We start from the raw sequence: 20,888 nt of genomic DNA, 5'->3' as shown, positions 1-20,888 counted from the left end.
ACCCCATGAAAAGGAACGGCTTCACGCTCGTTGAGTTGTTGGTGGTTATTGCCATCATCGGCGTCCTGATCGCATTGTTGTTGCCTGCCGTCCAGCAAGCTCGCGAAGCGGCTCGACGCATTCAATGCACCAACAATTTGAAGCAGTTGAGTCTCTCGCTGCACAACTATCACGATACGATCGGTTCGTTTCCACCAGGCTGGATCTATTTTCAGGAAGGGCGCGGATCGAACACTCTCGGTCGGGCCTCGTGGGGCTGGGGAAGTTTCCTCTTGCCTTACATCGAACAGAATGCCCTCTACGACCAACTTCAGGTCGGAATCGTCGGCCTTGGTGTGGCGAACTTCGATCTGACGCAGACGCTGCTTCCAGCATACGTCTGTCCTTCGGACAATCCTGATCCGATCGTCGTCAACGGCGGCTTTCGCTTCGGGGCCTCCAACTATAGTGGCGTTCTGGGGCGATACGATACGGCTCAATCCGGAGCTGCCTGGTCGCCAGCCCTTTCGAGTTCCTCGAATCCCTTCTACGGTCGAACCGACTCCCAAATGGCGACCTATCAGTTTGAAGGGGTCCTCGGCCCAGGTCGCGGCGTTCGCTTCGCCGACATCACCGACGGGACGAGCAACACGCTGGCGATCGGCGAGAAAAGCCAGCTTCACGGCAACCAGATGGGCGTCTGGGCTGGAACGCGACTCGACAAGTGTGCGAACTGTTCGACCGGAGCGGTCTTTGCCATCACCGGCGTGGTCGATTTCGCGATCAACGAAGATGGTGGCAACAATGGCTTCCAGGAAGAACGCGTCTTCACCAGTCGACACCCAGGCGGAGCGATCTTCGCGTTGTCGGATGGCTCGACGACGTTTCTGCCCGAGACGATCGATATGACCACTTACCTGCGACTAGGCCAGCGGAACGATGGCCAGGTGGTCGGAAACTTTTAATCAAGGTCCTGCAGCGACTTCATCCTTCGTCAACTCATTTTTCGATTCAGGTGAATTCCATGTCGACACGATCGTTACTCGCATCCGCCGTTACCCTCGCCCTGCTGGCGGCGACCGGGTGCAGTCCCGCTGCGAATACGCAGAAGCTGATTCCGGTCTCTGGTACGGTCAAGGTAAACGGCTCGCCCGTCTCTGGCTTGAAAGTTTACTTTGAACCGACCGAAGGGCGTCGTTCTTCCGGCCTGACCGATGCCAACGGAAACTATCAGATGATGTTCTCCGACTCCGCCCTCGGAGCAACGGAAGGCCCGAATCAGGTACGCATCGTATGGAGTGGCGAAGATCCAAATGAAGACGAGTTCGCCGCACCTGCCACCGTCGATCTGACATCCGGCACGGCGCTGGCGATTCCGTCGCGTTACAACGCACGGACGCAACTCAATGCCGACGTGAGCGAGCAGAACAATCACTTTGACTTCGACCTGAAGATGTAGCCACGTTCCTCGATCGTCGCCTGTCTACGTGAAAGTTGCCTACATGAAATCTTCGCTCACAACAATCTGGATCAGTGCCCTGCTGCTGATGGCCGGTGCGGCGGTTGGCTTCGGTCAGGAGCAGCCCTCCGTCCAAATCTCGCCAGCGACCAGCTTCGAGACGATGCCCGCGGGTAATCTGCAACGCGCCAGCGATCTCTCAGGAACGTGGTCCGCCGAAGCGGGCCATGCGGAGATCACTCGGGCACACCATCGTTCGGGCCAGCAGTCCTTGCGTTTGTTCGGAGGCTCCATGCGCGAGATCCTCTGGACGCCAGAACCCATTTCTGGCGGCGTCGATCGCCTCGATCTCTGGTTCGAACGATGGACTTCCCGGCCCCCATTTCAATTCACGATCGAAGGCAAGTTCGATGACCAGTGGAAGATCCTTTACCAAGATAGCGGCAAGGCCCAGGTTGGTTCGTTCCGCCATCACCTCACGTTACCGTTACCCCAACAAGCACCCACGCAGGTTCGCTTTCGTAGTACTTCCCCGGCTGGAAGTGGTGTCTTGATCGACGACGTCTCGCTCGTTCGCGATGCCCCGATGCAGGTGAAACAGGTCAACGTCAACTATCCCGTGGTGCCCGTTCTTACCGGCTGCCGATACAACGCCGTCGCGGAAATCACGATCGAAACAGATGGCAATCTAGAGCCGCTAAGCATTCAGCAAATCGAACTCGAACTTGGCGGCACGATTGCCAAAAGCGATATCGAATCCATCGAGCTGCTCCGCTCTGCCGATGGAACCAAGCCCAATTGGAATCACCCTGAAAGCGTGGGGCCTGGTTTGCAGATCTTTGGTGGTGCTCACCCCCCTTCCAACGAGTTGCGATTCAATGGCACCAGTCCGCTCCAACCAGGAACGAACACGATCTACGCTTCCATCCTGTTGAGGAAGGACGCCGATCCTTCGCACACAACATTGCTTGTGTGCAAATCGGTCACCGTGGCTGGCAAGTTATACGAAGCCCAATACGAAAGGCCTGCAGCTCCCCTGCGGATCGGCCATGCGATTCGCCAGTCGCAAGACGACGACGTTCATACCTACCGAATCCCTGGGCTGACGACGACGAATGACGGGACACTGATCGCCGTTTACGATATCCGCCACAGTAATGGAGGAGACCTGCCTGGCAACATCGACGTTGGCATGTCGCGCAGTACTGATGGCGGAAAGACGTGGGAGCCGATGCAAGTCATCCTCGACATGGGCGAGAATCCCAAGTGGCGATACGATGGCGTCGGTGACCCGGCCGTGCTGGTCGATCGCAACACCGGCACGATCTGGGTAGCGGGACTTTGGAGTCATGGGAACCGTGCCTGGCATGGCTCTGGCCCTGGGCTTACCCCCGACGAAACGGGCCAGATCGTGCTTACGCGTTCCGATGACGACGGTAAGACGTGGTCGAAGCCGATTAACATCACTTCGCAAGTCAAACGCAAAGAATGGTGCTTGCTGCTGCAAGGTCCTGGCAAGGGAATCACGATGCAGGACGGCACGCTCGTCTTTGCTTCGCAGTTTCAAGACGCCAAACGATTGCCTCATTCGGCGATCATCTATTCCCAAGATCACGGCAAGACCTGGCATAGCAGCACGGCGGCCTGGCCAGATACGACCGAGGCGCAAGTCGTCGAAATCGAACCAGGCAAATTGATGCTCAACTGCCGTTATAACCGGGCCGGGTTACGCGTCGTGATGACGACGACCGACATGGGAAAGACCTGGCAGGAACATCCCAGTTCGCAAAAGCTGCTGATCGAGCCGGGAGCGTGCATGGCAAGCTTGATCAATGTTGCCTCAGAAACGACAGGTTCGCCGGGTCCTCGGCTGCTGTTCTCGAACCCAGATAGCCGAGCGGCCCGCGAACTGATCACCATCAAAGGCTCGCCCGATTCTGGGGAGACCTGGCCGCAAGAGTATCGCGTTCTTCTCGATGAAGGACGTGGGGCAGGATATTCTTGCATGACCATGATCGACGACAAGACGGTCGGCCTTCTGTACGAAGGAAGCCGATCGCAGCTCACCTTCCAGCGTATCCCGCTGCAAGACATCTTCGCACCGAAGCCACCTCGCAAACCAACACCAGAGAAGACATCGTTATCGCTTCCGAAAGTGTTTGGCGACCACATGGTGCTTCAAGCCAACTTTCCTGTCACCATTTCAGGAACAGCCGAACCAGGAGTGCCCGTTGGCGTCACGTTGGGAGCCGATACGATCGCGACAACATCCGACAGCAACGGAAGTTGGTCGGCAAGCCTTCCGGCCAGGAAGGCCAGTTTTGAGCCGCTTCGCTTGACGGTCTCCGCCGCTGGCGACTCAATTGAATTCAACGACGTTGTGGTTGGCGAAGTATGGCTATGTGCCGGGCAATCGAACATGGATTGGCCGCTTCGATCGACGCACGAAGGCAAGGCGGAAATCGCCATCACGTCTCAGCGCACGCTTCGGCTGCTCGATCTGGAAGATTCCGCCCCTGGCATTCCCCGGGCCAACAGCCACGCGCTGAACGAGACCTTGAAAGTCGCCAACTTCAAACAAGGCACTTGGGCGCGAGCTACCTCAGAGTCGGCCCAGAAGTTCTCGGCGGTTGCCTGGTACTTTGGTCGGCAACTCGAACAGCAGTTGCAGGTCCCGGTCGGGCTGATCGATGTTTCCTCGGGTGGATCGCCGACCGAAGCTTGGATTCGTCGCGGATGCCTGGAGGGCTCTGACGAACTTCGTCCATTGGTGCAAGGCAATTGGCTGAACAATCCGCTGCTGGGAGACTTCTGCCGCCAACGCGGCTACGACAACCTGTTGACCGGCATGCAAAATGGCGAGCCAATCGCAGGCGATGATCTTGGCCCAAACCATCCCTTCAAGCCTGGGTTTCTGTGGGATTCGGCGGTTGCCCCGATCGCTTCCTTTCCATTCCGGGGCGTGTTGTGGTACCAGGGGGAATCGAATGCGGAAACGGAAGCTCGTGCCGTGCAGCATGTGCCCCTGCTGGATGCCTTGATCAGCGACTGGCGAGAACAGCTGGCCCGGCCAGAGCTTCCGTTCCTGTTCGTTCAGCTTCCCGTCATCGAACGACCAGCGTGGCCCCTGTTCCGCGAAGGGCAACGAGTCGTGGCGGAACGAGTTCCTCACTGCTCGATGGCAGTCACGGTTGATACCGGCGAGCGGACCAATGTTCATCCAGCGGAGAAACGTCCGGTCGGCGAGCGACTCGCTCGGTTGGCCCTCTCTGAGGTCTACTCGATCGACATCGGCTCCGACTGCACGGGACCGCAACTAGTCGACTCAGTGGTATCCGGCAACGACCTCGTTCTTTCGTTCACCCACGCCAAGAGCGGACTGACTTCGTCCGACGCCAAGCCGCTGCGTCACTTTGAAGTGGCAGGCACCGATCGACGGTTCTACCCTGCGACGGCCAAGATCGAAGAGGACACGATTCGCCTCACTTCGTCCCAGGTCACCACGCCTCAGTTTGCTCGGTATGCCTGGGCACCATTTCCAGAGCCGCCAGTTAACTTTTTCAATGGCGAAGGCTTGCCTGCTTCTCCTTTCACTACGGAACCATTCCCGTTCGCTCCCACGACGAGCCAACCTTAGGATATCGCTTTACCATGACCGATCGAATCCACGGCCTTGTTGCCGCAACTTATACGCCGTTCGATGCCCACGGCCGTCTCGATGTGACACCAATTGAGGCTATGGTCGAGTACCTGATTGCCAGTGGCATTCGCGGCCTTTATGTCTGTGGAAGCACAGGGGAAGGCATGAGCCTGACGACTGACGAGCGCTGCCGTGTCGCGGAAGCCTATGTCCAAGCGGCGGCCGGTCGCGTTCCAATCTTTGTTCAAGTCGGGCATAACAGCCTGACCGATGCCAAGATGCTCGCGGCCCATGCCGAGTCGATCGGAGCCGATGCGGTATCCGCAACGTGCCCATCGTACTTCAAGATCGCCAGCACGGAGGGGCTGATCGAGTGCATGCACGAGATTGCCTCGTCCGCACCAGGCTTGCCGTTCTATTACTATCACATTCCGGTCTTGACCGGTTCGACGGTCGACATCGTCGACTTTCTCAGCCGAGCCGGGCAGGCCATCCCGAACCTGGCCGGTCTGAAGTACACCGATACCAAGCTGCACGAGTTCCAGCAGTGCTTGGAACTCGAAGGTGGCCGGTACGACGTGGTCTGGGGCTGCGACGAGATGATGCTTGGGGCGCTCGCTACTGGGTCCCGAGGTGCGATTGGCAGTACGTACAACATTGCCGCCCCTTTATACGAGCGAATGAGCGCCGCCTTTGAATCTGGTGACATGCAGACAGCGCGGCAACTTCAAAGTAAGTCGATCGAAATGATTCGGATCCTCGGGCAGTTCCCATTCCATTCCGCAATGAAAGAAGTCTTGCGGATGCTGGGCTTCGAGTTCGGGACCTGCCGCTTACCTCAGCAGTCACTCACTCGCAACCAAGTCGCCAAGTTACGGGAAGATCTGGTCCAGCTTGATGTGCTGGCAGAATTGATTGCCCCGTAACGTTCACATTCCTGCCACCCTTACCGAGGCCGATGCCTGCTTAGTCATGTTCCGCCCTTTCATCCTTACGATTGTCGCATTCATCGGAATTGGTGCTGGCCAACGTCCGACAGCTGCCCAGTCGCTGCTTGAGTGGCAGGAACTTCCGGCACTCCCAAACGAACTCGGCGTTGCAGGTGCGTTTACCGGAGTGAGTCATGATGCCCTTATTGTCGCCGGTGGTGCTAACTTTCCACGACCTGTCTGGGAGGCAGACAAGCAGTGGACCAACGCCATTCACGTGCTGACCCGGACCGACAATCGCTATGTCTGGCATGACGGTGGGGAGCTGCCCAGGCGGATTGCCTATGGTGCAAGTGTCACAACACCGCATGGCGTTCTGTGCATAGGTGGCTGCGACGCCGAACGTACCTACGCCGATGTCTTCTTGCTGCGTTGGACGGACGACGGCATCGAATGTGTCGAGTGCGCTCCGTTTCCTCATCCGGTTGCGTATGCCCAAGCCGTGGTTGTCGGTTCGAAGGTCTATCTCGCTTGTGGTCAAACAGGTTTGGACCTTGCCAGTGCCACCAACGAGATGTGGGTCCTTGAAATGATGCCGAACGTTCCACCAACCCAATGGAAGTGGCACGAACTCGCTCCCTTGCCTGGCGTGGCTCGTGCCTTCAATCTGGTCGCGGCACAGCACGACGGTTTTTATGACGGGATCTATGTGATCGGAGGCCGATCTGCAGTCGAAAACGAAACGAAGTTTCTTGCGGATACTTGGGAATATCGCCCCACAACCGGCGACTGGGTCCAACGCCGGCAGGCCCCTCGCGTAATGATGGCAGGCGAAGCAATCGGGATGGGTCAGAGCCACCTCCTGATTCTGGGAGCTGCCGATGACAGCCACTGGGGGGAGGCGGAGGAACTGAAAGACTTGCACCCTGGTTTCCCGAAAGAGGCTTGGGCCTATCACACGATCACCGATACCTGGACGCGCGCAGGAAAGACGCCCGAGAACCTGGTGACGACGTCGGCCGTTCGCTGGGATAACGCAGTCGTCATTCCCACTGGGGAAGTTCGACCAAGAGTTCGTTCGCCCAAAATTTGGCTGGTAACCCTGGTGGCGACTTCGTCTGGGTTTGGGTGGATCAACTACGGCGTTTTGTTTGCCTATTTGCTGGCGATGGTCGGCATCGGTGTTTACTTTACTCGCAGAAATAAGAATACCGACGACTACTTTCGCGGGGGCAAACAGATACCGTGGTGGGCCGCTGGCTGCAGCATCTTTGCCACGATGCTCAGTTCGCTGACCTTTACCGGACTTCCCTCGAAAGCCTTCGCTCAGGATTGGGTCTACGCGATTGGCAACTTGACGATTCCGCTCGTTGCTATTCTCGCAGTCTACGTCGCCCTTCCCTTCTACCGACGAATTGATGCGACAAGCGCGTACGAATATCTGCAGATGCGCTTTGGGCGGCCGGTGCGGCTACTCGCGAGCATGAGCTTCGTACTCTTCCACCTGTTTCGGATGGCGGTTGTCATGTCGCTAACCGCGTTGGCTCTTGCAGTTGCCACCCCACTCAGTCCGAGCCAGTCGGTGTTGCTGATGGGAGTGCTCAGTATCGCCTACTGCACTTTGGGTGGAATCGAGGCGGTGATTTGGACCGATACCATTCAAACGTTTGTCCTTCTCGGTGGTGCCTTCCTGGCGGTGGGCTTACTGCTGTTGGGGGTTGATGGAGGCATGAGTGGCTTTTGGGAGATCACACAGCAATCGCAGAAATTCAATTACGCGAACTGGCATCACGACATCTCCAGTGCCCAGGTCGCGCTGTGGGTGATCATCGCTGGTGCCGTAGGACAGAACGTTGCTTCGTACACTGCCGATCAGGCTGTCGTTCAGCGTTACGTCACGACCCCTACCGAGCAGCTTGCAGCCCGTTCGATCTGGTTGAGCGCACTACTCACGATCCCTGCGACGATCCTCTTCTTCCTGATAGGCACGGCGCTGTTCGCCTTTTATTCCAGCCATCCCGAGAAGCTCGATCCGACCATCACCACCGATCAGATCTTTCCGCTCTTCATCGCGCGTGAGATTCCGGTCGGGCTGGCCGGTTTGATTGTTGCTGGCGTGTTCGCCGCGGCCCAATCGACCGTGTCGACCAGTATGAATTCTTCGGCGACGACCATTATTGTTGACTTCCTGCGGCCGCTGGATCTTTGCACCACGGAAGGTGGTTACCTGTGGGCTGCTCGGGCCTGCACTTTGATCATTGGAACGGTCGGCACGATGCTTGGCCTGATGTTTGTCCATCCCGATATTCGTTCACTGTTCGACGCCTTCATCATGATTCTGGGCCTCTTCATGGGTATGCTGGGCGGGCTGTTCCTACTGGGGGCACTCACGCGAAGGGCAAATCAGTGGGGTGCCATGGTCGGCGCCATCGCCGGGACACTCTCGATGCTGGTGATCTGGAGATACACGCCGGTTAATGGTTACTTCTATCCGGCTGCCAGTGTTTCAATCTGTTTCGTGATGGGCTACCTCGCCAGTTTCCTGAGGGGTGGTCAGCCGAGAGACCTGGCTGGTCTGACGATTTATGAATCAACCCCTGCACCGGCTCGTGATGAAAAGGTAACACTCTAGTGGACGAAGTTCGGCGACAATCACTTTTGACCACCTATCGCGATGGGCTTTTGAACGACGTCCTTCCTTTTTGGATGCGGTATAGTATTGACCGCGAACATGGGGGCTTCATCACGTCGCTGGATCGCGATGGAACGATCGTCGATACCGACAAGGGAGTCTGGCAGCAAGGGCGATTCACTTGGCTCTTAGGCGAACTCTTCAATCGAGTCGAGCAGCGTCCCGAATGGTTAGAGCTGGCACAACATGGTCTGACGTTCCTCGAACAGCATTGCTGCGATCCAGCCGACGGGCGCATGTGGTTCCACCTGACTCGCGAGGGTAAACCACTGCGGAAGCGCCGCTATGCGTTTTCGGAGTCGTTTGCCGCAATTGCCTACGGTGAACTTGCCAAGGCGACCGGCAAAGAGCAGTATGCCGACCGAGCCAAGTTGCTCTTCGACCGTTTCGTGAATCATGTGGTTGAACCCAAGTTCACCGACGTGCGCCCCACGCGCGGCATCGGTGTTCCCATGATTACCATTAACACGGCGCAGGAACTTCGCGGATCCATTGACCTGCCAGGGGCCGACGCTTGGATCGATCGAAGTATCGAGGCGATCGAATCGTTTCATATTCACGACGATTGTCACTGCGTGATGGAAACCGTTGGCCTCGACGGTCAGCGGCTCGATCATTTTGACGGGCGCACCTTAAACCCAGGGCATGCGATCGAAGGGGCCTGGTTCATCATGTGGGAAGGTCACCAGCGAGGTGACTCGCAACTCGTCTCGTTGGGGACAAAGATGCTCGATTACATGTGGCCGCGGGGCTGGGACGAGCAGTATGGAGGCATTCTTTATTTCGTCGATATCGATGGTAAGCCAGTCCAAGAATACTGGCACGACATGAAGTTCTGGTGGCCGCAAAATGAGACCATCATCGCGACCCTGCTTGCTTATCGGCTCACGGGAGACTTGCGCTATGCCCAGTGGCATCAGATGGTGCACGATTGGGCTTATACGCATTTTCCCGATCCCGAGTCGGGCGAATGGTTCGGCTATCTTCATCGCGATGGACGCGTTAGTTCGACGCTGAAAGGTGGCCTTTGGAAAGGACCATTTCATCTGCCGAGGATGCAACTGATGTGCTGGCAAATCATGGCGGATAGTCAGTTTCCGGTTCATGAATGCGTCTTGCCGTAGTTCAGTCCCCCGCTTTGGAAGAATCTCGCTCCCTTGCCATGGGGAACCGGATTGGCTAATTTGAACCGACCTGGTGGAATCGTGTCTACAACAGACTCAACGCGTCGTCCAGCCTCTTCCGACCGGCGACGCCGCTCGCCAGACCATGCGGGATGGCAACTTCGTCAACCTCTTTCTCGTGCCACGATGCCCCATAAAGTCGCGCTCGTCGTCATTCCCTATTCGGACAATCAAGTCCGCATGATTCGGGGCGTGATGCAATACGCGGCGGAGACCGGGCAGATTCAGATCATCAAGCACGCCGCGATTCCCTATGTTCCCTGGGACACGCTGGCTCAGGCCGACGCTGACGGCGTGATCGCATATGCCGAAACCGCCGAACAGATTGCGTTTCTGCAGTCGCTCAAGGTTCCCTTTGTGAATCTTACCTTGCACGAAGAACCTTCTCCTAGCCAGGCCATTGTGCATTCCGATAACCTCGCGATCGGCGACCGCCTGGCAGATCACCTGCTGAGTCTGGGGCTGAAACATTTCGCGTTCGTCGGCCACTTTGCCTGGCATCACAATCGTCTCCGTCGGGAAGGCTTCTTACGCAGACTGCACGAGGAAGGGCACCATGCGACCTCCATCGAGATTGCCTTTGAATCGATCGTCAATGGCGACGTCATCGATCGGCGAATCGATCAAGCGGCGCTCCAATCGCAGCTTGGTGGGTTACCACAACCTTGTGGCGTGGCGACTTGCCATGACGAGTTCGCCCATGAAGTAGTCGAAGCGTGCAAAAGCCTGGGCATCAACGTCCCTTTCAGCATGTCGGTCGTCGGGGTGAACGACTACCGGCTGATTTGCGAGACGACGATGCCTCCCCTTTCCAGTATTTCGCAAAACTCAGAGCGGATCGGATTTCTAGCGGCCCAGCTTCTCGACGGAATGATCCAAGGCGAGCCGATTCCGCCAGAGCCAATCGTCGTCCCACCGGGCAACATGTTTGTACGACGATCTTCCGAGTTTCTCGCACTCGAAGATTGCGACGTGGCTGCAGCAATCGAATTCATCCGGGCACGCTGCAATCATCCGATTACCGTGACCGACGTGGTCGACAATGGCGAGATGAGCCGCAAGACGCTTGAAAAGCGATTTAAGTCGTTGATCGGGCATTCGATCGCGCAGGAAATCCGGCTATCGCGGATGCGTCATGCCCAGCATTTGCTGACGTCGACAACGCTCAGCATTGTCGATGTGGCTGTGCGGAGTGGATTCGATAGCACCAGTGGGTTCATCCGTGCATTTCGAGAACATACCGGCATTACCCCCGCCGAATATCGCACCGGTTAAAGGTACTCTCTCCGCCAAGTAACTGCCACTTGCGAAGCAAGGCGAAAAACTGCCATACCGCAAAAGTTTTTCCTAGGCAGCCGCGCGGCAATTGTTCTGATCTGCGGCTGCCGCCGGCGTATGGAAAGTCGACACATTACGGTCATGCGCATTCGGAAAATCGAAATGCGCTACTGTGCATTGGAACGACAATCTGGTGTGATAGTCTGTCTTATGTCGAACATCGGTGAACGATCGCCAACCACTGCTGACGTGCCACCCAATGGAAGCAGAATCGTTGCTTTTGTTTGCCTCTTTAGCCTCTCGAAAAGGTCGATTCCCTGATTACTTCACCTAGTTCTTCGCGTTGGGCGATCGCTTTGCATGGCGGCGCCGGTTGCCTGCCAGATAATGTGACGCCCGAGCGTGTTCTCGCGTACCGCCAGTCGCTCGATCGTATCCTACGTCTGGCGGAAGATCTGCTGACCGCAGGTGAAACGGCGCTCGACGTCGCCGAGCGGACCGTGATGGCGCTGGAAGATGACACCCTCTTCAACGCCGGCAAGGGTTCGGTCCCTAATCAGTTGGGGTACCACCAGTTGGATGCCTCGATCATGGATGGCCGACATTTGGCTTGTGGGGCTGTCGGCGCGGTCAGCACGCTCCGCAATCCGATCCGTGCCGCGCGACTGGTAATGGAACAGACCCGGCACATTTTGCTCGTCGGAAAAGACGCCGACGATTTCGGGCGACTGCACCAACTCGATCAGGTCTCGCAAGACTACTACTTCGATCCAGTCCGTTGGGAGCAGTTTGAAGCATCGCAGCAGCAACTTGGCTACCCGGTACTGAAGACACCTCCTTATGGAATGCCTGAACTGCCAGAGCCCCCGATTGCAACCGGCGACACGGACATCTCGCGAGGTACCGTCGGCTGCGTTGTGCTCGATTCGTCAGGCAACCTTGCCTCGGCGACAAGTACCGGAGGCACATCGTCGAAGACCTGCGGCCGCGTTGGCGATACCGGCATCATCGGCGGCGGAACCTACGCCGACAATCGAGGCTGCGCCATCAGTTGCACCGGGCACGGCGAACAGTTCATGCGGCATTCGATCGCGTTCCAGGTCAACTGGCGTGTCAGCCGTCAAAACGAATCACTGCAAGATGTCGTCGTCGACTGCATCGACAATGTGTTGCAACCAGGCGGAGGGGGCATCATCGCGGTTGACCATCAGGGCAATCTTGCCCTGGAGATGAACACCAAATCGATGCACCGGGCGTGGGCCGATTCCACCGGCCAGCGCGGCGTCGCCGTTTATCGAGACGAAAAGCGTTAAGCCGGTCGCCATCCTTCGACTCTGCGAACTTCCCACAACCACTTCCAATCCGAGGGACTTGTCACCATGGCCACTACTCTCTTGAAGTGTCTGAAGAGGCTCGCGTTCGCCGTGATCATGTTCGGATCGCTTTCGGCGCTTCATGCCGAGGACGCTCGCTGGGCCATCGCCTTGCACGGGGGCGCCGGTTCGGTCGCCAAAGATATTTCCCCGGAACGTCTGGCGGCCTATCAAGCAGGGCTACAACAGGCACTGAAAACTGGCGAGGAGATCTTGAAAAAGGGAGGCACTTCCCTCGAAGCGGTCGAAGCCACCGTCATGGTTCTGGAAGACGCCTCATGCTTTAACGCGGGACGCGGGGCAGTCTTCAACGCTGCAGGATTTCATCAGCTTGACGCGTCGATTATGGATGGCAGTACCCTCGCGTGCGGGGGTGTGTCTGCCATGGAACGAACTCGTCACCCCATCCAGGCTGCCAGGCTGGTCATGCAGAAGACGCCCCACGTACTTCTCACCTCGAAAGCGGCCGACTCGTTTGCTGAATCGCAAGGAATCGAAATGGTGACGCCTGACTTCTTTTTCGATGCCACGCGCTGGAGTCAACTCCTGAAGAAGCTGGAGCGAGACGGTGTCCCACCTTTGAAGGAACCTGCCTATGGCATGCCGCCAATTGCCAACAATGCTCCGGCAACCAAAGACTTCGATATCTCTCGCGGTACGGTCGGGTGCGTGGCATTGGACCAGCATGGCAACCTGGCTGCTGCGACCAGCACCGGTGGAATGACGGGCAAAATGGTAGGCCGTGTCGGCGACTCGCCTATCATCGGGGCGGGAACATACGCCGACAATCAAGGCTGCGCCGTCAGTGGTACCGGCAGCGGCGAAGAGTACATTCGGAACGCCATTGCCTTTCAGGTAAATTGGCGCGTCAAGCAAGACCAGCAGTCGGTTGCCGAAGCGGTCGATGCCTGCTTAACCGAAGTCTTGAAGCCAGGTGATGGCGGGATCATTGCCGTCGATCACGAAGGCAACATGACGCTCCAGTTTAGCACCGGAGCGATGAGCCGTGCCTGGTCCGATTGGAAAGGCAATCGCGGAACGGCCATCTGGGAAGAACCGTTTGAAGACAACTAACCACGATTAATACGGTTCGCACTGTCCCTTTAACTTTCGCCGAGCGTCTCGTCGCCTTCACCGTTGGGCGAAGCCTAGAAGCTCGTTTTTGGCAACTTTGGCAAGAACTTCATGTGGAAGACGTCCAGCCCAAAGATTAGCGTCTTGTCAGGTCGATTCGACCAGCTGGAAATCTAATCACGGCCATCGAGATCGCGTTCTACAACATTGTCTCCGCCACAAACAGCGGTTCTTGGGAACATTCTCTCCCGTTCGTTTTGCCTGTCGAGTAAGTCAACGAAGGTCGTCATCGAATTGAGAATAGTTTCTCATTTTGACTTTCATCGCAGCTAGCGATCACCAGTAGCTGCTGGGCCCATTTCTGCCCCCATAAGACCTTTTATCGGTATAGCTGAGTGGTGACGATTTTACCACTCACCATGCTTTTTGCCGCGGGAGCGGCATCTCACCTTGCCTTAAATCAATCGACTCGTACGATTTTGGATAAGCCAGTTGTTTCGTTGAGTTCCATGAATTGAACGCGACGTGAAAACTACGGCTTCAACCCGCCATGTGAATCGTAACCGTCGAAAACCCCAAGTCGACATAGACCATCGATCGAAGGATCGATACGAGTAACACGCAGCCGGCTTGTTTGTCGGTTCGTGACCTTCCATTGAGATTGTCAGCATCACCATGAATTCGGTGTCTTTGGCCGGCGACATCGCCGCCACGCGTGAAGCAGTAGATTCGATCACGGATGTAAAGCAGCCAGGTGCCTGTCCTCCATCGCTGTTGGCCTTAACGATGGGGTGCTTCTGCATTGGAACAACCGAGTTCCTGCCAGCCGCCCTGTTGCCAACCATTGCCGCGGACTTGAAGGTTACGCTTTCCTCCGCAGGACTCTTGATCTCAGGCTATGCCCTGGGCGTGACGTTGTTGACACCGTTTCTGGCGTCGTTCTCATCAGGGATCTCTCGGAAGCCGCTACTCATTGGGCTGATGGTGATCTTTGCGATCACCAACCTTGCGGCTGCCTTCGCCCCGAACTACGAAACTTTGCTGGCAATTCGCTTTCTTTCCGCGATTCCGCATGGCGTTTTCATTGCCTTGGCATCGACGGCCGTTTCGAGCCTTGTCGCCAAAGGGCGCGAAGCCGGCGCGATTGGGATCTTGTTCTCAGGGCTCTCGATTGCCATGGCCACCGTTGTGCCTGCCGGAGCCATCCTCGGCCAGCTGGTCGGCTGGCGAATGGCCTTCGCGGCGACATCGGGACTGGGTCTGTTGACGATCATCAGCATTGGTATGTTCGTGCCGAAGCTTCCATTGTCAGAAAACCGGCTCAGCCTTGGGCGTCAATTCGCTGCCCTGATGCATCCGCAGTTGCTACTCGCGCTCGCGATGACCGCCGTCGGCTATACGGGCACGTTCGCAACGCTGAGTTACCTGACTGCCTTCCTCGAGGAAGTCTCTGGGTTCAGTCCAACGATGGTCACCATGTTGTTCGCCTTGCTGGGCGTCTGCGTCACGTTTGGAAACCTGGTAGGCGGCCGAGTCGCTGATCGTGGTTTGCACCCGGCCCTGGTGGGTGGCTATGCGTTGGTGGCCGTTAGCCTGTTGGCCCTGTGGCTGGCAGCACCTTATCAAATCGCCGTGGTGCCCGCATTTTTGCTGTTTGCTTTCACGATGTTCGCCCCCGGCGCCGGCTTGCAGCTCCTCGCGGTTGAACAGGCCCGTCGATACCTGCCCGGTGCCGAAGACGTCGCCGCAGGCCTAAACCAATCTGCCTTCAACCTGGGCATTGCGATCGGTGCGCTGGTGGGTGGCCAAGTGGTCGCCTCCCCATTGGGTCTGGCCGCGACGCCCGCCATCAGTATCTTACCGGTCGTCCTGGCAATCGGGCTGAGCGCGTGGTCTTGGAAGCGTGATACGAATTCACGTGAACTAGCCGTCGAATCAGCCTAGTCTCTCCCGACCGGCCTCGATTGGCGATTCGACATTGCCCGAAGACCTTCCGGCGGCGACCAAGTCATAGATCGCTTCCAAACGATCGATGTTGTCCTCGCTGTGCTGTTGTCGCACCACTTGGATTGCGTCGCTTGCCAGCGCGGGCCATCGCATATGGTCATCCCGAATCTTGACCAGTTGCGAAGCCAATCCTGCGACATCGTTTTCTTCCGCCAGATAATCTTGATAGGCGGAACAGACAAAAGGAATGTCGGCGTGCGTTGTCCCGACAATGGGTATTCCCATTGCCATGGCTTCCACCAATATCGTAGGAGCTCCCCCTTCGGTATCGCCATCCGACGCCGTCCGACTCGGCGCGACTAATACATCCGCGTTCGAGAGCTGTGCGATCATTTCACTTCTGGAACAAAAGCCGCGAAATTCGACCTCCGCGGCAATTCCCAGTTGGGCAGCAAGTTCTTCCATCCGTTTTCGGTCGTCACCGTCGCCGATGACTGCCAGAGAAAATGCTCCGAGTTTCTCTTTTGCTCGTTGGAGTGCCTGCAAGAGAACAGGCAGCCCTTTCTTTTCCACGAACCTTCCGACGAACGCGAATCGAATCTTCTCTTCTGGCGGGCAGCTTCGCGTACGAAACTCGTAACCGTCGCGACAGATCAGTGGAACGATGTGAACCCGATCACAGGGAGCCCCTAGTCTGACCAGACGCTGCTTCATGGCGGGGCCTTCAACAACGAACGCATCTCCCTCGGAGAAGAGCTCGTCGTATCGCTTCCGCCAATCGCCCTCGCTTGGTATTGCTGATGCATCGCGACCGTAGAAGCTCGTCATCAGGGGAATGGAATGCTTCCGACAAAGAGGCAGAGCTTCCCAGCCGCGTGGTCCAAAATGAGCATGCACGACATTCGGCTTCGCTTTCCGAACGAATGTTCGCGCGTCGAGACGTGCCCCATGTTTGCTGCGCCGAAATGGCCGGGTGATGAACTGACGCAACGCCCCACTTTCCTCTGGCCGCAATTCGACCCGGTCACACGGAAACAGATCGCGATTCACGCGTTCCGCCGCATAGACCCAGCTCTCGTAACGCCGGGCAGCCGATACGAAGTCGTGAACAAACGTTTCGGTCAGCGCGAAGGCGGCATGGACGAAATGGGCCACGCGCGGTGGAGATTGCTGATTCATACTGGTTTACTGAAGTCCATTCCCAAACGAGGAACGAATCACTTTCATTCAGGCAAGTTCGCGGAAACGACTTCGGTCATGTTCGCTTCCTGCCACTGGTCATACCACGTCCGAAACTTCTCGCTTTTCAGAGCCCGTTTATCGAGTGTTTCAGTACTGCCGACGACCTGGGCAGGACTACCTTCCACGATCGCGAAAGGAGGCACCGACTCTCGAACTAGAGCTCCGGCACCAATCAACGCTCCGTCACCGATCGTCACACCTGGCAACACTTTCGCTCCTGCCCCGATAAAGACATACTTGCCAATCTTGACTTTCTTGACGACGTAGAATTCTTTCTCGTCTTCTGCGACATCCGTGTAATGGCGACCGTAGATGCGGATCGCTTTGTGCGAACTGTGGGTGAAAATGCCGACCCACGCTCCGATCTGGCATCCCTCGCCAATTTCGATTCCCCCGGTACCATCCAAGATGGAATGATGCCACACAAAAACGTTATCCGCTATGTGAACACGTTCCGGATGATAAACGTAAGCGGTGTTACTTAAGCGTGTCTGGGCGCGAAATCCATCGGGAGACTGATAGCCCCAAACCATCGTGGGTAGCTGGCTTCGACGAATTTCATCGGCGGCGATCTGGCGAATGACCTGCACGATGGATCGCTTCAGACTGCCTGGAATCAACCAACGTAGCATGGAAGGAATGCTCACCATGCGCCCCCTAATTCAACTGAGTGACGCTGAGAGTCGACGTCATCGCCGAAATGATTCGGTCGACCTGGTCGGCGGTTAGCTTTGCCGACAGCGGCAAAGAGATCGTCCGTTGGCTAATCCAGTTCGCGTTCGGAAATTGATCAGCTTCGTATCCGTAACGCTCGCGATAATACTGATGCAAATGCACCGCACGATAGTGAACGCCCACGCCAATTCCCAGTTCATGAAGTTCCTGCATGACCTGATCGCGGCTCTTTCCTAATTGATCGATATCCAGGAGCAGCGTGTACAAATGCCTGGCATGTCGGGTTTCGCTTGCAGCTGGCGATGGCACCCAACAAGGCAATTCGGCAAACGCTTCATCGTATTGCTGCCAGATTTCTTCGCGGCGACGCAACCATTGTTCAAGTTTTGGAAGCTGACACAGACCAAGGGCTGCCTGCAAGTCCGTCATATTGTATTTGAAGCCAGGATAGACAACTTCGTAATGCTGATACCCATCGTCGCTAAAGCGGCGCCAGGCATCGCGCGACAATCCATGCAGCGCATGCATCTTCAGCGTTGTCGCGAGTTGTTCGTCGTTGGTGGCAATCATCCCACCTTCGGCGGTCGTCATGTTTTTGGTGACGTAGAAGCTGAAGCAGGTCAGCGGGCTAATTGAGCCAATCTTCTGTTCCTGATACCTGCCTTCGATACAGTGGGCCGCATCTTCGATCACCTTTAGGCCAAATCGGTCCGCAATGGCTCCGATCGCCTCCATTTCGCACGGACGTCCGCCAAAATGAACCGGCAAGATCGCCTTCGTGTTTTGCGTAATCGCTGCTTCGATCTGGCTGGGATCGATGTTCATCGTTTCCCGGTCGACGTCCACGAACACAGGCATCGCCCCGGCGTGTAAGATCACATTCGCGGTCGAGGCAAACGTCAGAGGTGTGGTGATGACTTCATCCCCTGGGCCTACTCCGGAGGCAAGTAGGGAAAGATGTAATGCTGCCGTACAACTATTCACTGCCACCGCATGGCGTGCTCCGACGTAGTCGGCAAATTGATCTTCAAACCGGGCAGTTCGAGGCCCTGTTCCAATCCAGCAACTGCGGAGCGCGTCGGTGACCTCCGCGATCTCTTCGTCCCCCAGAATTGGTTGTCCAAAAACGATGTAATCTGACATAATTGCCGCTAGGTAACCTGTTGAATTCGTTGTTCTTTGCGGACGGCTGCTGTCGTGCTTTCAACGGACCATTGCACCGGCGTCCAGTGAACACCTCCCCAACGACGATCCGGGTAGTGAACGGTACCGTCTTCGACCGCCTGCCACCGTACTTCCAGAAGTGGGTAATCCATAATCACGTCATAGGTGCGACCGACGGCAATATCGGAGATTCCGATCTGCGAAACATACTTGCCAGGGGCGAGTGGCAAACCGAAGACGTCGCAACGAACGACCTGTCGCCCCTTCTCCAATCGCAAAGGGAACTCCGCATCTTGCGTCCAGACGACCGTTACCTGCGATCCATCGACACGGGCAATGCTGAACCCCATCCTGGCTTCCGTTTCGATACTACTTTCAATTTCGCACTCGAATCGAAAGTCTTCCCCAAACTCGATGACCGGAGAGAATTCCGCCTCGGTGTCGTCTACTCGGCATATTCCGATGCGTTCTGCCCGAACATGAGTCCCGCACAAATGATCCCGTCGAAACGCATTAAGATCAGGAAACCCATCGACGAGGTCGTCACTCGAAGGCTGAGCCATTTCGAGATAGTGTCGGATTGCTTGATCCGATTCACCCTGGAAACGGAGTTGCCCTCGATCGAGCACCAGGCAACTGTCGGTAAGTTGTCGAATCGCCGATAGTTGGTGGCTGACAAAAAGAACCGTTCTCCCCTGCGTCGACACCTCTTTCATCTTGTCCAGACACTTCTTCTGAAACTGGGCGTCTCCGACTGCCAGGACTTCATCGACGATCAGGATTTCTGGTTGAAGGTGGGCGGCAATGGCGAAACCGAGTCGGACATACATTCCACTGGAGTATCGTTTCACCGGGGTTTGAAGGAAGTCTTCAACCTGAGCGAAGTCGACGATTTCGTCGAAGTGCCGTTTGATCTCTTGCCGCGACATCCCCAGCAGGGTTCCGCTCAGGTAGATGTTCTCGGCACCGGTCAATTCAGGATGAAATCCGGTTCCTACTTCCAGCAGGCTTCCAACACGCCCCCGCAAGCCAAAGCGACCGGTCGTTGGCTCCGTAATCCGAGACAGAATCTTAAGCAGTGTGCTTTTGCCCGCCCCGTTGCGACCAATTACCCCGACGACTTCGCCTTCGTTGATCGTAAAATCGAGATCCTTCAAGGCCCAAAATGGATTGCTGGTTGATTGGCTGTTCGCAGAATTGTCGCCTCTTGGGATGAAGCGATTCCATAATGCCTTCGGCAAGCGCACCAGCAGCTCACTGAATCGCGAATAGGGTTCGCTCGTGCCACGTTGATAGCACTTACTCAAGCCTTCGACAGAGATGGCAACGTTGGACATCGAGCTTAGATCCTATCCACCACCTGGCGTTCGACCTGGCGGAAGTAAATCATTCCTCCAACCAACAGAAGCCCCAAAGTTACGAATGAGATCGCCAGCGAACTGAACGTCGGTGCCGCGTGCCCGAGAATGCACCAGCGGGCTCCTTCCAAAACACCGACCATCGGATTCAAGGCATAGATGCTGCGATATTGCTCGGGGATCAGCTGATCCGTTTCGTAGATCACAGGGCTGATAAAGAACCCGACCTGCAAAATAAAGGGGACCACATATCCAATGTCGCGATACAGTGCGTTCAAGGCAGAAAGCCAAAGCCCTGCCCCGATTGAAATGAGCAGCGACAAAAGAACAAACAGCGGCAATAAAAGGATCTGGACTGGCGGCGTGACACCGTACCACACCATTACACCAAGCAGTAATACGCAGGCAATACAGAAGTCGATTAGCCCTCCGACCGTTGCCGAGATCGGCAATACAGCCCGAGGAAAATAGACTTTGCTGATCAAGTTCTGATGAGCAACCAGGCTTTGCGTGGCCGCTCCCAGAGTCGAAGCGAGTAACTGCCATGGCAGGTAACCACACAAGAAGGTGACAACGTACGGTACGTTCCCTTCCGAAGGCTGCCGTCCGAGGAGCTGAAAGAAGATACTGAAGACCAGCATCAGCAGCGCCGGTTGAAGCACGGCCCAAGCGACACCCACCGCCGTCTGTCGATATCGCACTTTGACATCGCGGACGACCAGCATCCACACCAGGTGGCGATAAATCCAGAGCTCGTAAAAGCCGCGGAGCGAGATGCCACCCTCAGATTCGAAGTACTGCATCGGGACGTCGCTGCAAGGCACGTCATCGGCCAAATCGCGTTCTGAGATCTGGCTTGCGGACGTACTCATTCAGCTTGACTCCCGGCGTTGG

Annotated in this window: 15 protein-coding genes; 10 read left to right on the top strand and 5 right to left on the bottom strand. The window is 56.5% G+C overall.

From position 1 onward, the window contains the following. The first annotated feature begins 5 nt into the window (after positions 1–5). The 10 genes from AB1L30_RS11950 (at position 6) to AB1L30_RS11905 (ending at position 15,552) form a co-directional block, all read left to right on the top strand. Positions 6–944 (top strand): DUF1559 domain-containing protein, encoded by a 939-nt coding sequence (locus AB1L30_RS11950; RefSeq protein ID WP_367013654.1) that lies wholly within the window; start codon positions 6–8, stop codon positions 942–944. A gap of 59 nt (positions 945–1,003) precedes the next feature. Continuing rightward, on the top strand, positions 1,004–1,438 hold the full coding sequence (locus AB1L30_RS11945; RefSeq protein ID WP_367013653.1) for a hypothetical protein: 435 nt from the start codon (positions 1,004–1,006) through the stop codon (positions 1,436–1,438). 43 nt (positions 1,439–1,481) lie between these two features. Next, a complete protein-coding gene (locus AB1L30_RS11940; protein WP_367013652.1) occupies positions 1,482–5,075 on the top strand; it encodes an exo-alpha-sialidase in 3,594 nt (1,197 codons plus the stop codon). Between the two features lie 14 nt (positions 5,076–5,089). Beyond that, positions 5,090–6,004: a dihydrodipicolinate synthase family protein gene (locus AB1L30_RS11935; protein WP_367013651.1), complete on the top strand. Its 915-nt coding sequence runs from the start codon at positions 5,090–5,092 to the stop codon at positions 6,002–6,004. Between the two features lie 46 nt (positions 6,005–6,050). Next, on the top strand, positions 6,051–8,639 hold the full coding sequence (locus AB1L30_RS11930; protein ID WP_367014094.1) for a sodium/solute symporter: 2,589 nt from the start codon (positions 6,051–6,053) through the stop codon (positions 8,637–8,639). Then, positions 8,639–9,823 carry an AGE family epimerase/isomerase gene (locus tag AB1L30_RS11925; protein ID WP_367013650.1) on the top strand — a complete coding sequence of 395 codons (1,185 nt, stop codon included), beginning with the start codon at positions 8,639–8,641 and terminating at the stop codon, positions 9,821–9,823. Before AB1L30_RS11930 ends, AB1L30_RS11925 begins: the two co-directional genes overlap by 1 nt. Before the next feature lie 186 nt (positions 9,824–10,009). Further along, positions 10,010–11,158 carry a substrate-binding domain-containing protein gene (locus tag AB1L30_RS11920; protein ID WP_367013649.1) on the top strand — a complete coding sequence of 383 codons (1,149 nt, stop codon included), beginning with the start codon at positions 10,010–10,012 and terminating at the stop codon, positions 11,156–11,158. 359 nt (positions 11,159–11,517) lie between these two features. Continuing rightward, positions 11,518–12,474 carry an isoaspartyl peptidase/L-asparaginase gene (locus AB1L30_RS11915; RefSeq protein ID WP_367013648.1) on the top strand — a complete coding sequence of 319 codons (957 nt, stop codon included), beginning with the start codon at positions 11,518–11,520 and terminating at the stop codon, positions 12,472–12,474. A gap of 66 nt (positions 12,475–12,540) precedes the next feature. Next, positions 12,541–13,608, top strand: a complete 1,068-nt coding sequence (locus AB1L30_RS11910) for an isoaspartyl peptidase/L-asparaginase (protein ID WP_367013647.1) — start codon at positions 12,541–12,543, stop codon at positions 13,606–13,608. Positions 13,609–14,283: 675 nt separating this feature from the next. Further along, on the top strand, positions 14,284–15,552 hold the full coding sequence (locus tag AB1L30_RS11905; RefSeq protein ID WP_367013646.1) for an MFS transporter: 1,269 nt from the start codon (positions 14,284–14,286) through the stop codon (positions 15,550–15,552). On the opposite strand, the gene AB1L30_RS11900 is transcribed toward AB1L30_RS11905, so the two are convergent. The 5 genes from AB1L30_RS11900 to AB1L30_RS11880 are packed head-to-tail and all read right to left on the bottom strand — an operon-like array spanning position 15,544 to position 20,866. Next, positions 15,544–16,734, bottom strand: a complete 1,191-nt coding sequence (locus tag AB1L30_RS11900; protein ID WP_367013645.1) for a glycosyltransferase — start codon at positions 16,732–16,734, stop codon at positions 15,544–15,546. The two genes, AB1L30_RS11905 and AB1L30_RS11900, sit on opposite strands and share 9 nt — an antisense overlap. A gap of 44 nt (positions 16,735–16,778) precedes the next feature. After that, positions 16,779–17,429, bottom strand: coding sequence for an acyltransferase (locus AB1L30_RS11895; RefSeq protein ID WP_367013644.1), 651 nt, complete (start codon positions 17,427–17,429; stop codon positions 16,779–16,781). Between the two features lie 25 nt (positions 17,430–17,454). Beyond that, positions 17,455–18,615, bottom strand: a complete 1,161-nt coding sequence (locus tag AB1L30_RS11890) for a DegT/DnrJ/EryC1/StrS aminotransferase family protein (RefSeq protein WP_367013643.1) — start codon at positions 18,613–18,615, stop codon at positions 17,455–17,457. An 8-nt stretch (positions 18,616–18,623) separates the two neighbouring features. After that, on the bottom strand, positions 18,624–19,973 hold the full coding sequence (locus AB1L30_RS11885) for an ABC transporter ATP-binding protein (RefSeq protein WP_367013642.1): 1,350 nt from the start codon (positions 19,971–19,973) through the stop codon (positions 18,624–18,626). A 5-nt stretch (positions 19,974–19,978) separates the two neighbouring features. Beyond that, positions 19,979–20,866, bottom strand: coding sequence for an ABC transporter permease (locus AB1L30_RS11880; RefSeq protein WP_367013641.1), 888 nt, complete (start codon positions 20,864–20,866; stop codon positions 19,979–19,981). Between the last annotated feature and the right edge of the window lie 22 nt (positions 20,867–20,888).

Origin of the sequence: Bremerella sp. JC817, from assembly GCF_040718835.1 — a bacterium.
Taxonomy (GTDB): Bacteria; Planctomycetota; Planctomycetia; order Pirellulales; family Pirellulaceae; genus Bremerella.
This window is presented reverse-complemented; position numbering and strand designations above follow the sequence as displayed.

Coding starts and splice junctions, on each gene's coding strand:
- AB1L30_RS11950 (WP_367013654.1), top strand. CDS start 6: ATGAAAAGGAACGGCTTCACGCTCGTTGAGTTGTTGGTGGTTATTGCC.
- AB1L30_RS11945 (WP_367013653.1), top strand. CDS start 1,004: ATGTCGACACGATCGTTACTCGCATCCGCCGTTACCCTCGCCCTGCTG.
- AB1L30_RS11940 (WP_367013652.1), top strand. CDS start 1,482: ATGAAATCTTCGCTCACAACAATCTGGATCAGTGCCCTGCTGCTGATG.
- AB1L30_RS11935 (WP_367013651.1), top strand. CDS start 5,090: ATGACCGATCGAATCCACGGCCTTGTTGCCGCAACTTATACGCCGTTC.
- AB1L30_RS11930 (WP_367014094.1), top strand. CDS start 6,051: ATGTTCCGCCCTTTCATCCTTACGATTGTCGCATTCATCGGAATTGGT.
- AB1L30_RS11920 (WP_367013649.1), top strand. CDS start 10,010: ATGCCCCATAAAGTCGCGCTCGTCGTCATTCCCTATTCGGACAATCAA.
- AB1L30_RS11910 (WP_367013647.1), top strand. CDS start 12,541: ATGGCCACTACTCTCTTGAAGTGTCTGAAGAGGCTCGCGTTCGCCGTG.
- AB1L30_RS11905 (WP_367013646.1), top strand. CDS start 14,284: ATGAATTCGGTGTCTTTGGCCGGCGACATCGCCGCCACGCGTGAAGCA.
- AB1L30_RS11900 (WP_367013645.1), bottom strand. CDS start 16,734: ATGAATCAGCAATCTCCACCGCGCGTGGCCCATTTCGTCCATGCCGCC.
- AB1L30_RS11895 (WP_367013644.1), bottom strand. CDS start 17,429: ATGCTACGTTGGTTGATTCCAGGCAGTCTGAAGCGATCCATCGTGCAG.
- AB1L30_RS11890 (WP_367013643.1), bottom strand. CDS start 18,615: ATGTCAGATTACATCGTTTTTGGACAACCAATTCTGGGGGACGAAGAG.
- AB1L30_RS11885 (WP_367013642.1), bottom strand. CDS start 19,973: ATGTCCAACGTTGCCATCTCTGTCGAAGGCTTGAGTAAGTGCTATCAA.
- AB1L30_RS11880 (WP_367013641.1), bottom strand. CDS start 20,866: ATGAGTACGTCCGCAAGCCAGATCTCAGAACGCGATTTGGCCGATGAC.